Source organism: Streptomyces sp. XM4193, from assembly GCF_023072595.1.
Taxonomy (GTDB): Bacteria; Actinomycetota; Actinomycetes; order Streptomycetales; family Streptomycetaceae; genus Streptomyces.
Genome location: NZ_JALLGK010000015.1, coordinates 21,515 through 33,371, shown reverse-complemented (window position 1 = coordinate 33,371; position 11,857 = coordinate 21,515). Strand labels below are relative to the sequence as shown.

9 protein-coding genes and 1 rRNA gene are annotated in these 11,857 nt (G+C 71.0%); 5 read left to right on the top strand and 5 right to left on the bottom strand.

From position 1 onward, the window contains the following. The first annotated feature begins 7 nt into the window (after positions 1-7). A 5S ribosomal RNA gene (rrf, locus tag MTQ01_RS24720) occupies positions 8-124 on the top strand. A 199-nt stretch (positions 125-323) separates the two neighbouring features. Here the strand turns inward: rrf and MTQ01_RS24715 are convergent. Genes MTQ01_RS24715 through MTQ01_RS24695 form a run of 5 tightly spaced genes read right to left on the bottom strand, consistent with a single transcriptional unit; the run spans position 324 to position 5,894 of the window. Further along, entirely contained in the window at positions 324-1,634 is a 1,311-nt protein-coding gene (locus MTQ01_RS24715) for a DUF58 domain-containing protein (protein WP_247493103.1), read from the bottom strand. A 19-nt stretch (positions 1,635-1,653) separates the two neighbouring features. Next, the gene (locus tag MTQ01_RS24710) at positions 1,654-2,619 is read right to left on the bottom strand and encodes a MoxR family ATPase (RefSeq protein WP_247493102.1); all 966 of its coding nucleotides are present in this window, start codon (positions 2,617-2,619) and stop codon (positions 1,654-1,656) included. Then, positions 2,616-3,905 carry a DUF4350 domain-containing protein gene (locus tag MTQ01_RS24705; RefSeq protein WP_247493101.1) on the bottom strand — a complete coding sequence of 430 codons (1,290 nt, stop codon included), beginning with the start codon at positions 3,903-3,905 and terminating at the stop codon, positions 2,616-2,618. Before MTQ01_RS24705 ends, MTQ01_RS24710 begins: the two co-directional genes overlap by 4 nt. Then, a complete protein-coding gene (locus MTQ01_RS24700) occupies positions 3,902-4,660 on the bottom strand; it encodes a DUF4129 domain-containing protein (RefSeq protein ID WP_247493100.1) in 759 nt (252 codons plus the stop codon). Before MTQ01_RS24700 ends, MTQ01_RS24705 begins: the two co-directional genes overlap by 4 nt. 4 nt (positions 4,661-4,664) lie before the next feature. Beyond that, on the bottom strand, positions 4,665-5,894 hold the full coding sequence (locus MTQ01_RS24695) for a hypothetical protein (protein WP_247493099.1): 1,230 nt from the start codon (positions 5,892-5,894) through the stop codon (positions 4,665-4,667). Between the two features lie 111 nt (positions 5,895-6,005). On the opposite strand from MTQ01_RS24695, the gene mtnA reads away from it, so the two are divergent. The 4 genes from mtnA to MTQ01_RS24675 are packed head-to-tail and all read left to right on the top strand — an operon-like array spanning position 6,006 to position 11,790. Then, on the top strand, positions 6,006-7,118 hold the full coding sequence (mtnA, locus tag MTQ01_RS24690; protein WP_247493098.1) for an S-methyl-5-thioribose-1-phosphate isomerase: 1,113 nt from the start codon (positions 6,006-6,008) through the stop codon (positions 7,116-7,118). Continuing rightward, positions 7,115-7,792, top strand: coding sequence for a two-component system response regulator MtrA (mtrA, locus tag MTQ01_RS24685; RefSeq protein WP_247493097.1), 678 nt, complete (start codon positions 7,115-7,117; stop codon positions 7,790-7,792). Before mtnA ends, mtrA begins: the two co-directional genes overlap by 4 nt. A gap of 1 nt (position 7,793) precedes the next feature. Continuing rightward, positions 7,794-9,971, top strand: a complete 2,178-nt coding sequence (mtrB, locus tag MTQ01_RS24680; protein WP_374207856.1) for an MtrAB system histidine kinase MtrB — start codon at positions 7,794-7,796, stop codon at positions 9,969-9,971. Beyond that, positions 9,961-11,790 (top strand): LpqB family beta-propeller domain-containing protein, encoded by a 1,830-nt coding sequence (locus MTQ01_RS24675; protein WP_247493096.1) that lies wholly within the window; start codon positions 9,961-9,963, stop codon positions 11,788-11,790. Before mtrB ends, MTQ01_RS24675 begins: the two co-directional genes overlap by 11 nt. Positions 11,791-11,857: the final 67 nt, after the last annotated feature.

The window sequence follows — 11,857 nt, the reverse complement described above, 5'->3', positions numbered from 1 at the left end:
ACTGTGTTTCGGTGGTCATAGCGATGGGGAAACGCCCGGTTACATTTCGAACCCGGAAGCTAAGCCTGTCCGCGCCGATGGTACTGCATGCGGGAGCGTGTGGGAGAGTAGGTCACCGCCGAACAATTTTTGAAGGAAAGGGTCGTACCGGATCGCCGGTACGGCCCTTTTCTGCGTTGTCCTCCGGCGTTGAAGGGCCTGTCGGTCAATCGGCAGGCCCTTTTGCCGTGCCCGAATGCGGTCCCGTGAAAGCGTGCGTGCCCGGTTCTGCGAGCGCCTTTGATCGTGGGCCCTCGGGATTGGAGCAGGCGGTGGAGGAGGTGTCAGAGACGGCCGGCTGCTTTGAGGGCGAGGTAGGTGTCCGCGAGTCGCGGAGCGAGGCGGTCGGGAGTCTCGTCGATGACGATGACGCCTTGGGCGCTCAACTGCCGTACGGTTCGGCGTCGTTCGGCGAGAGCTCGTTCGGCTGCTGCGGCGCGGTACACGGCTTCTGCGGAACCCCGCTGCTGTGCCATCTCTGCCAGCTGTGGATCTGCCACCGAGGCGAGTACGACCGTGTGGTCGGTGGTGAGTCGCGGGAGGAAGGGCAGCAGCCCCTCTTCGAAGCCGGCGCTTTCCAGGCCGGTGAAGAGCACGAGCAGGGAACTGCGTCGGCCGGCGTGGAGAGCCGCGGCAGCCAGCGCCCTCGGATCCGTTTCCACCAGTTCGGCTTCCAGCGGTGCGAGCGCCGAGACGATCGTGGGCAGTGCGGTGGCCGCCCCTCGTGCACTGACGGTGGCCCGTACCTGCCTGTCGTGTGCGAGCAGATCGGCACGGTCTCCGGCTTTTGCCGCCAGCGCGGTCAGCAGGAGGGAGGCGTCGAGGTAGGTGTCCAGGCAGGGCAGTTGACCGGCCCGGACCGCGGCGGTCCGACCGGTGTCCAGAACCAGGAGGATGCGGCGGTCGCGTTCGGGGCGCCAGGTGCGGACGACCGGTTGGGGTTGGCGGGCGGTCGCGCGCCAGTCGATGGACCGGGTGTCGTCGCCGGGCACGTAGTGGCGCAGGCTGTCGAACTCCGTGCCTGCACCCGCCGCGAGGATGTTGGTGCGGCCGTCGAGTTCGCGCAGTCGATCGAGTCGGGACGGCAGGTGTCTGCGGCTGTGGAACGCGGGCAGGGCACGCACCGTGCATTCCACTGTGTGGTCGCTCTGCCGTGCGGCGACACCGAGCGGTCCGTAGGAGCGGATGGTGACGGGATGTGCGTGGTGGTCGCCGCGACGGGTGGGCAACAGCCGGGTGGTGAGGCGGCGTTGCTCGCCTGGCGGCACCAGGAGACGGTGCCGTGGCTGCTGCGGGGAGGGTTGGCCCGGCAGCGTGCTCGGTGGCCAGGCGTCGCGGACGAGTGCTCGCATCGGGCGGCCTGAGGGGTTCTCCACAGTGAGATCGACATCGGTGTGCGAACCCGTCTGTACGGAGTGCTGGGCCGAACGGGTGAAGCGGGCGGAACGTGCTGGCGCGGCGCGGGCGAGGTCGTACAGAATTGCGAATAGCAGGGGGAGTTGGACGGCAACCAGCCCGATCCAGCTCGGGACGAGAAAACCGACGACCAGCACACCGAGAGCGGCGACGAAGGCTGCGCGTCCTGTGAGCGCCATCTGAGTTCGGCCTCTGCTTCTAGCGCGGTACGGCGACTTGGGCGAGCACCGAGTTGACCACGATGTCCGGAGTGAGGCCTGCCATCTCCGCCTCCGGGCGGAGCTGGACCCGGTGGCGAAGAGTGGGGAGCGCCAGCGATTTCACGTCGTCCGGGGTGACGTAGTTCCGGCCGGTGAGCCAGGCCCAGGCACGAGCAGTGGCAAGAAGAGCGGTGGCGCCCCGAGGCGATACGCCCAGCGTCAGTGAGGGGGATTCACGCGTGGCACGGCAGATATCCACGATGTAGCCGGTGACTTCGGCGGAGACCGAGGTCGAGGCGACCTCGGTCCGTGCGGCTTCCAGGTCTTCCGGAGTGGCGCGGGGCCGTACCCCGGCGGTGTGCAGATCGCGGGGGCTGAAGCCGTCCCGGTGGCGGCTCAGGACGTCGACCTCCTGGTCGCGAGTCGGTAGCGGCACCGTCAACTTCAGCAGAAAGCGGTCGAGTTGAGCTTCGGGAAGGGGATAGGTCCCTTCGTACTCGACCGGGTTCTGCGTCGCGGCGACGAGGAAGTTTTCGGGGAGCGGTCGAGGAGTGCCGTCGACGGAGATCTGGCGCTCCTCCATCGCTTCGAGCAGTGATGCCTGTGTCTTGGGAGGTGTTCGGTTGATTTCGTCGGCGATGAGGATGTCGGTGAAGACCGGTCCGGGCTGGAAGGTGAACCCCGAGTTGCGGCTGTTGTACACCAGCGAGCCCGTCACATCGCTCGGCATCAGATCCGGAGTGAACTGCACCCGCTTGGTGTCCAGGGTGAGCGCGGCGGCAAGAGCCCGTACGAGCAGTGTCTTCGCGACTCCGGGCGCCCCTTCGAGGAGCACGTGCCCTCGGCACAGAAGAGCGACGACGAGACCGGTGACGGCCGCGTCCTGACCGACGACGACCTTGGCGATCTCGCTGCGCAGCCCTTCGAGGGCGGCACGGGCTGGGTCCTGCGATGGGGCGCTCACGGGCGTCTGTCCCTTTCTGCGCGGGAGGACTTGATGCGGGCATGGAGGCGGTCGAGCTGTTCCGCGAGGAGCACGAGCTCGGTGTCGTTCGTCGGAGCGGGGCCGAAGAGCAGAGCCGCGGCAGTGGGCGGGTCGGCCGGCTCGGGCGGTGAATCGGCGGTGTGGAGGTCGACGGCCGGGCAGAGAGCTGTCTCGATGTGCGCGTTGGCGGGGGCGACTCCGACGAGCGGAGCGAGACGTTCCCTGGCGGCTGACCGCAGTGCCTCGGCGGCGCGGTCGCGTGCGCCCGAGCGTCGGTAGAGACGTGCTCGGCCTTCTGTCGTCTCGGAGGCCGGGACCGCGACCGGGACGCGCTCGACCACCACGGCGCCGAGCCTGCGGGCGCGCCACAGCGCGACCAGGACGACCGCGACGGCGAGTTGTGCGGATCCCCAGAGCCAGCCGTCCGGGAGCAGGGAGAACAGACCTCTCTCGTCGCCGTTGTCGGCGGCGGGATCGGTGGGCGAAGGGAGGTACCAGACGAGATGCGTGCGCGAGCCGAGGAGCTGGGTCGCGAGCGAGGCGTTGCCCTCGGAGGCGAGGCGCTCGTTGAAGAGGAGTTCGCCGGTGCCGAGGAGCACGGTGTCGCCGTCGTTGTCGGCCCGCGGGATGCGCACAAGGGCGGAACCGTGCTCGGTGGGGTAGCAGCTGTCGGCCTGTGCGGCCGAGGTGGTGTAGCCGAGTCCGCCCAGTTCGGCAGGGCCCGCCCTGACCGCGTACCCGGCTTCGCAGTCGGCCGGGCGGGCGCTGATCTGCGTCCGGCTCGTGGCGCGGACCCGGGGCACGAGGGCTTGTGTTGCCGTGTCGTCCGGTGCGAGGAGCACGGTGCGACCTCGGGCGGTGGCGAAGGCCGTGCCCAGTGTGGAGAGTTGGGCAGGGCCGAGCAGCTCGGGTCGGGAGACCAGGAGGGTGGTGTCGGGGCGGGACGCGGCGTGCGCGGCGTCCTCGGTGGTGGTGACGACGCGGACGTCGACCCCGTGCGTGGCCAGCAGGCGGGCGACGGCGCGGCTGCCGTTCGGTGCGGGGGACCGCGGGTCGAGCACGTCGTGGTGGGGCCGGGTGCCGAGGGCGGCGATGGCCAGCCCCGCGAGCAGGAGAAACACCAGGGACAGAACGAGGCCGCGCGCTCGGGGCGGTCGCAGGCCGCGTCCGGACGAGGAGGCCGAGTCGTCGGCAGCGGGCGGGGGAGTGCCCGGGGCCTTCGGGACGGCCGGGGGAGCGGAGCGCAGCGAACGGGCGCGGGTCACCGGCGGCCTCCGCTCGCGACGGTGGTGGCCCGGCTGGTGCGGCGGTGCTGCTCGAGTGCGGTGTCGACGCTTGTGACCTGGTGGTACGCGGTGCTGGAGACGCGACGGTGGGCGTACGTCACCTCGTCGAAGGAGGCTGCGGCCTCGGCCAGCGCGGGGGCGAGCCGGGGGAGGGCCCGTCCGGCTTCCTCGGCGGCCTCGCCCGCGGTGCGTGCGGGGCTCGCAGCCACAATGTTCGCTTCCTCGAGCGATCGGACGACGGCGCGCATGCGTTCCTGGAGCGCCCTCTCCCAGTCGCCTGCGGCGGCGAACCGCTCGGCCGCGGCGCGGTGTTGGCGCGCGTCTCGTGGGCCGGTGGTGAAGAGGCTCGGCTCGTCGCCCGGGGTGTGCCGGCGAAGCGGGCCGAGTCGTCGCAGCAGAGCCGGGACCGCGAGCGCGACGAGTACGGCGAGCACGAGGAGCACGGCGATGCGAACCCAGCCCGCAGTGCCACCGTCTGCGGTCAGGCCGAGCAGTTGCTCCACCTGCTCGACGAGCCAGTCGGCGGCACGACGCACCGGTCCGGGCTTCGCATCGCTGTACTCGGACCGGGTCAGCTCGCGCTCCGCGGCCTCGCGTGCGGCTTCGCGGTCCACAACCACCGGGGGCCCGTCGGACGGGTCGGGGCCGGCTGCGCGCCGTGCGGAGCCGGGGGTGCTCGGGGCGGCACCGGACACGAGCGCCAACAGGCCGCTTGTCACCGGTGCCGTCGTCATCGTCCTAGCGGACCGGCGGAGTTCCGGCGGCGCTCGGGCCGTCGGCGTCGGAAGCACCGGCTGCGCGGGCGAGTTCGAGGTCGAGTGCCTCGCGGCGGATGCGCCGGTCGATGTAGATGAGGGTGGTGACGCCCGCGGCGAAGGGCAGTGTCAGGGTCGAGCTGATGACGGCTCCGATTCCGAGCACCACGAGATAGGTCCAGCTCTGGTCGGTCGCTCCGGTGCCCAGCATCTCGCCCAGGCCGTCGCCCGAGGCCATCGCCGCGATGACACTCGTCACCAGTCCGACGACGAAGGCGAGCACCATCATCAGCAGATGGGCGAGCGCCTGGATCCCGAAGATCCGCCACCACGAGTTGCGGACCAGCTTGGCCGACCGGACCAGCGCGGTGCTGATGCCCTGCTTCTCCAGCATGAGCGCGGGGGCGGACAGGGACAGACGAACCCAGAGCCAGACCGCGACCACGGCGCCCGCCGTGAGGCCGAGCAGGGAGAGCATCACTCCGGAGGCGGTGGCACCTGCGAGGCCCACCAGCAGTCCGGGCAGGACCCCGACCACCACCGGCAGCACCACGATCACCAGGATCAGCAGCGACAGCCCGAAGAGCCGGAGCAGCAGGGGACGGGAGTCGCGCCACACCTCGGCGACGCTGACCGACTGCCCGAGCACCGCTCTGGAGACGACCATGGTGAGCAGCGCCGTGGCGAGCACCGAGGCGACCAGGCCGGCGAGCGTGGGGACGATCTGCGCGCTGAGCAACTCCCGGTAGGCGGCGGTCACCTGGGACATCGTCGGAGTTTCCGCGCTCTCCAGCTCGCGAGTGCTCTGGTTGTCCCGAAACCACAGGCCCGTCGTGAGCGTGACGACGAGCTCCAGCGCGATCGCCACTCCCAGCGCGATGCCCAGAGCCGGTCGCCAGTGGGCCCTGATGGTGGACACCGCGCCGTCGAGGATCTCGCTGACATCCAGCGGGCGCAGGGGTATGACCCCGGGCTTCGCCGCCGGTGGGTGTTGCCAGGAGTTGTGCCACCGTCCGTGCGGCCCGCCGGGGTGGTTGCCACCGGCGGGCGCTCCCCAACCCGACGGCGCGGCCGGCGGCTGCTGCCCGGACCACCCTGGCTCGGGGGCTGCCCCGTCGGGGCGGGCCGGCGGTTCTCCCGGTGGAGTCTGCGGGGTGCGGTCCGGCTCGGGAGGAGTGGACCCGGGCGAGGCCCAGCCCGGAGACTCGTTCACTGCGATTCACCTCGGTCGCTGCGGCGCTGGCTGGGGGCCATAGTCCCACGGCGGCCGAACGGGCCTGCTCCGGCCTGCCCAACGCGCCCCGGCGAGAGGCAGTATGGGCGGATGGCTGCTCTTGATCGAACCGACCTGCCGGTGATCCGGTGGGCGCAGGGCGAGGACGGCCCTGCGGTCGCCCTGCTCGACCAGACCCAACTGCCGCACGTGGAGAGGGAGTTGTTCTGCACGGAGGTGCCCGAGCTGGTGGAGGCGATCCGCGCGCTGCGGGTGCGCGGCGCCCCGGTGCTGGGCATCGCCGGTGCGTACGGCGTGGCCCTGGCGGCCGCGCGCGGAGCCGATGTGGAGGTCGCGGCGTCGCAGTTGGCCTCTGCCCGGCCGACCGCGGTGAACCTCGCCTCCGGCGTCACCAGAGCGCTGTCGGTGTGCCGGCGGATCAGCGCGGCCGGCGGCGGTCCGGAGGAGGTCGCGCAGGGTGCGCTGGCGGCTGCCCGGGAGCTGCACCGGGAGGACGCCGAGGCGAGCGAGGCGATGGCGGACCACGGCTGTGCGCTGCTGCGCGAGCTGGTCCCCGGGCGTGCGATGCGGCTCCTCACTCACTGCAACACCGGCCGGCTGGTCTCCGGCGGTCGCGGTACGGCGCTTGCGGTGGTCGGTGCCGTCCACCGGGCGGGGCTGCTGGACATGCTCTGGGTCGACGAGACCCGGCCACTGCTCCAGGGCGCCCGGCTCACCACCTACGAGGCGGCGCGGGAGGGGATGCCGCACACCCTTCTGGCCGACAACGCGGCCGGTTCGCTCTTCGCCGCCGGAGAGGTGGACGCGGTGCTGGTCGGCGCGGACCGCATCGCCGCCGACGGAGCGGTCGCGAACAAGGTGGGCACCTACCCGCTGGCGGTTCTGGCGCGCCACCACTCGGTGCCGTTCGTGGTGGTGGCTCCTCGTACGACCGTTGATCCCGCGACCCGGGTCGGCGCCGACATCGTGGTGGAGCAGCGTGGCGGGTCCGAGGTCACGTGCGTCGGGTCCGGCGGGCCGACGGCTCCGGAGGGGACGCGGGTGCACAACCCCGCCTTCGACGTGACGCCGCCGGGGCTGGTGACGGCGATCGTCACCGAGGCGGGCGCGGTCTCCCCGGTCACAGGCGCGGACCTGGCGGAACTGTGTTCCATACCACTGGAGAGAACATCACGATCGGGTAATGGGATGATGAACTCATGAAGGGACGCGTCCTCGTCGTCGATGACGACACCGCACTGTCAGAGATGCTTGGCATCGTGCTGCGCGGCGAAGGCTTTGAACCGTCGTTTGTTGCCGACGGGGACAAGGCGCTCGCCGCGTTCCGTGAGACCAAGCCAGATCTGGTGCTGCTCGATCTGATGTTGCCCGGCCGCGACGGAATCGAGGTGTGCCGCCTCATCAGGGCCGAGTCCGGCGTACCGGTGGTGATGCTCACCGCCAAGTCCGACACCGTCGATGTGGTGGTCGGGCTGGAGTCCGGAGCTGACGACTACATCGTCAAGCCGTTCAAGCCCAAGGAGCTGGTCGCCAGGATCCGCGCGAGACTGCGGCGCTCGGAGGAGCCCGCTCCGGAGCAGCTGACCATCGGAGATCTGCTGATCGACGTCGCCGGCCACTCGGTGAAGCGCGCAGGCCAGTCGATCGCGCTGACCCCCCTGGAGTTCGACCTCCTGGTGGCGCTGGCCCGCAAGCCGTGGCAGGTCTTCACCCGGGAGGTGCTGCTCGAGCAGGTGTGGGGCTACCGCCACGCTGCCGACACCCGGCTGGTGAACGTCCATGTGCAGCGGCTGCGCTCCAAGGTCGAGCGCGACCCGGAGCGTCCGGAGATCGTGGTGACCGTACGCGGCGTGGGATACAAGGCCGGACCGAACTGAGATGCAGGACCCTGGTCGAGTTCCGCCGGGGGCGAAGGAGGAGCCCGCCGGCCGCAGGTCGGCGGTGGCCGCGATCGGCAGCCGGTGGCGCAACGTGAACCTCCTGCCCCACGGGCTGATACCGGAGGGCGCCACCGGGAGCCGTGCGCATCCGATGGTGCGGATGTTCGTACGGCTGGTGCGGCGCCCGCTGCTTCAGCTGACCAGGCTCTGGCGGCGGAATCTGCAGCTGCGGGTGGTCGCCGCGACGCTGCTGCTCTCCATAGCGGTCGTGCTGGTGCTCGGGCTCGTGGTGATCGGCCAGGTGCGCAACGGGCTTCTGGACGCCAAACAGCAGGCGGCCCAGAGCCAGGCCGCGGGCGGATTCGCCGTGGCGACCGAGATGGCCGACAACGCGGCCGAGGGAGGCCGGGACGGTGAGGAGTCGGGCACCAGAGCCGTCCAGAACAGCGGTACCTGGCTGACCCAGCTCGTCCAGCAGCTCGCCAGTGGTGGCCAGGGCGTCTACTCCGTCGTCGCCCTCAACTCGGACGCCGATTCCACCCCCTTCATAGGCGACGAGAACACCAACACCCGCGGCCCGCGCGCCTCCGGCGACGTACGACCCGACGAGAGCGTCTCCGCCGAGCTGCGGAGTGTGCTGAACGACGAGCCCCGGGCACACCAGCAGTACGGGCGGATAGTCCGCACCGACAGCAGCTCGCAGCCCGCTCTGATCATCGGCAAACGGCTCTCGGACGCGAACGGCAATCCGTACCAGCTCTACTACCTCTTTCCCTTCACCCAGGAGGAGAAGACCCTCTCGCTGGTCAAGGGGACGCTGGCGACAGCGGGTGTCTTCGTCGTCGTCCTGCTCGGAGCGATCGCCTGGCTGGTGGTGCGCCAGGTGGTGACCCCGGTGCGGATGGCCGCCGGCATCTCGGAGCGGCTTGCCGCCGGCCGGCTCCAGGAGCGGATGAAGGTCAGCGGGGAGGACGACATCGCCCGATTGGGCGAGGCGTTCAACAAAATGGCGCGCAATCTGCAGCTGAAGATCGGGCAGCTGGAAGAGCTGTCGCGGATGCAGCGCCGCTTCGTCTCGGACGTCTCGCACGAGCTCCGTACGCCCCTGACCACGGTCCGGATGGCCGCGGACGTCATCCACGAGGCGCGGGACGAGTTCGATCCGGTGACCAAGCGCTCGGCCGAGCTGCTGCTGGGGCAGCTGGACCGGTTCGAGTCGCTGCTCGCGGAGCTGCTGGAGATCAGCCGCTTCGACGCGGGTGCGGCTGCGCTGGAGGCCGGGCCGATCGACCTTCGCGAGGTGGTGCACCGGGTGCTGGAGGGGGCCGAGCCGCTGGCCGACGCCAAGGGCAGCCGGCTGCGAGTGCAGGGCGACGACCGTGCCGTGGTGGTGGAGGCCGACGTACGGCGGGTGGAGCGGATCCTGCGCAACCTCGTGGTCAACGCGATCGAGCACGGCGAGGGTCGGGATGTCGTCGTCAAGCTGGCCCAGCGCGACGGCGCGGTGGCAGTGGCCGTACGGGACTACGGCGTCGGTCTGCGACCCGGCGAGGCCCAGCGCGTGTTCAACCGCTTCTGGCGCGCGGACCCGGCCCGTGCGAGGACGACCGGCGGCACCGGCCTCGGGCTGTCGATCGCGATCGAGGACGCCCGGCTGCACGGCGGCTGGTTGCAGGCGTGGGGAGAGCACGGTGCCGGCTCGCAGTTCCGGCTGACGCTGCCGGCCGCGGCAGGAGAGGTGCTTCGCGGCTCACCGTTGCCGCTGGAGCCTCCGGACGCCGGACGGCTCGACGGTTTCGGCGATTCGGCGGAGGAGGAGACGGACGCCCCGGAGTCGGACGCCCCGGACCCGGACGCCCCGGGGCCGGCGGATCCGTCGAATGCCGGGGATGCCGGGGGTTCCGGGGGTTCCGGGGGACCTGACGCCGTCGAACCTGAACGCACATCCGTGTCGCCCGGTGCGGAACGCACATCAGACGATCCGGAACGCGCTTCGGAAGGCGCCTCGGCGGTGACCGACGGACCGGAGCGCACCGCAGCCCGGGGTGCCTCGCGGGCGCCGCGCGGTGCGGATGCCGACGAGGGCCGACCACCGCCGGACGAGGGCGGGTTGCCGGGGCGCGCCTTCGGTGCGAGCCGGGCCCAGCGTGCCGAGGAGGCCGACAGTGAAGACTGAACGACGCGTCGCGTGCTCGCTGTTCGCGGTCGTGGCACTGCTGCTCAGCGGATGTGCGTCGATGCCTTCCGGCGGGGATCTCAAGGAGGTCGACTCGCCGCAGCGGGCTGAGGCGGAGTCACAGGTACGGGTGTTCGGGGTGAGCCCTCGCAAGGGCGAGCAGCCCCGGCACATCGTCCGGGGGTTCCTGGAGGCGACCACCAGTGACGAGGCGAACTTCGACACCGCGCGCAAGTACCTCGCTCCGCAGGCCGCCGAGAGCTGGCGGCCGTTCGACCGGACCATGGTCGTCAACGGCGGCCCCGATGTGACACCCGATGGTGTGAGGGCCGATGCCGACGGGCTCGGGTTCAGCGTCGAGGTGACCGGGGTCCAGGTCGCAGAGGTCGACGGGACCAACTCCTACACCCCGCGCGACGGCGCCTATCTTGAGCGCTTCCACCTGAAGAAGGTCAACGGTGAGTGGCGCATCGACAAGCTCCCGCACGGACTGGTCGTCGGGGAGCCGGACTTCGAGCGCATCTACCGTTCCGTCAACACCTACTTCTACGCCTCTCTCGGGCAGGACGCCGAGTCCGTGCGGTCCGGGCGGAACGTGCTGGTGGCCGACCCCGTGTATCTGCGGCGACGGATAGACCCTCTGACCGAGACGGTCTCCGCGCTGCTGAAAGGTCCCTCCGACTGGCTGCGCCCGGTGGTGAACTCGGCCTTCCCCGACGGAGTGCGCATCGCGCAGGGCAAGCGTCCTTCGCTGGACGACTCCGGGGCCCTGGACGTCACACTCGCGCCCGGCGGCAAGGGCGGCAGAGTCGAGGTGGACAGTCGGACCTGCCGGCGAATGGCCGCCCAACTGCTGCACACAGCCGACCAGCAGTCCTCGGCCACGATCCAGCGGGTGGAACTGAAGGACGGGCGCGGGGAGTTGTGCAGCACGGATCGCACCGAGGCCGCCGACTACGCACCCGGACTGCTGAACGGCCCGGCGGCGCGTCAGTACTACCTGGACGGCAGCAGCCGTCTGATCGCCATCGACGAGGAGAACAAGCCGGGCGCCACCGTCGACGGCCCGTTCGGCGCGGGGCACATGGCGACGGGCTCGGTCGCGGTCAGCCGGGACGAGAGCCTGGGGGCCGGTGTGGTCGCGGACGGCGGCGAGATGTACGTCGCCTCTCTCTCGGGCGGCGGAGAGTTCGACGATCCGGCTCTGACCAGCCGCGGCGCAACCAACAGCACTCGTCTGTCCGCGCCCAGTTGGGACGGTCTGGGCGATCTGTGGGTCGCCGACCGGGACGAGCGCAGACCGCGTCTGCTGCGGCTTCGGGACGGCCGGGGCGAGCCGGAGACGGTGCCCGTGGCGGGTCTCGGCACCGATCGAATAGAGGCGATACGGATGTCGGCGGACGGCACCCGTATCGCGCTGCTGGTGGACGACGGCGAGTCGACCACCCTGCAACTGGGCCGGGTCGAGCGGACGACGGCCGACGACGGCGAGCCGGTCGTCCGGGTCCGTGCGCTGCGGCCCGCCGCGCCCCAACTCGAAAGAGTGACAGCGGTCTCCTGGGCGGGGGCCAGCCGACTGGTGCTCGTGGGCAAGGAGCCTGGAGGCGTGCAACAGCTGCGAGTGGTCTCCACGGACGGGTCGGCGGGGGTTCCGCCCACCCTGCCGGGGGTCAACAACGTGCGGGGCATAGCCGCTTCGGAGAACGAGGAACGCCCGTTGCTCGCGGACTCCGAGGAGGGCATAGTGCGGCTGCCGCGTCGTGACGGCAACTGGCAGGAGGTCACCAAGGAGGGGTCGGCGCCGATCTACCCGGGCTGACCGCCCCCTGTTGACCGCTTCCGGGCGGCTCTTCGCGAAGTGCCGGGAGGGCCGGTCCTCCGAGACC

Excerpts from the sequence above, each read along its gene's own strand:
- MTQ01_RS24715 (WP_247493103.1), bottom strand. The coding sequence starts at position 1,634 with ATGGCGCTCACAGGACGCGCAGCCTTCGTCGCCGCTCTCGGTGTGCTG.
- MTQ01_RS24700 (WP_247493100.1), bottom strand. The coding sequence starts at position 4,660 with ATGACGACGGCACCGGTGACAAGCGGCCTGTTGGCGCTCGTGTCCGGT.
- mtnA (WP_247493098.1), top strand. The coding sequence starts at position 6,006 with ATGGCTGCTCTTGATCGAACCGACCTGCCGGTGATCCGGTGGGCGCAG.
- mtrA (WP_247493097.1), top strand. The coding sequence starts at position 7,115 with ATGAAGGGACGCGTCCTCGTCGTCGATGACGACACCGCACTGTCAGAG.
- mtrB (WP_374207856.1), top strand. The coding sequence starts at position 7,794 with ATGCAGGACCCTGGTCGAGTTCCGCCGGGGGCGAAGGAGGAGCCCGCC.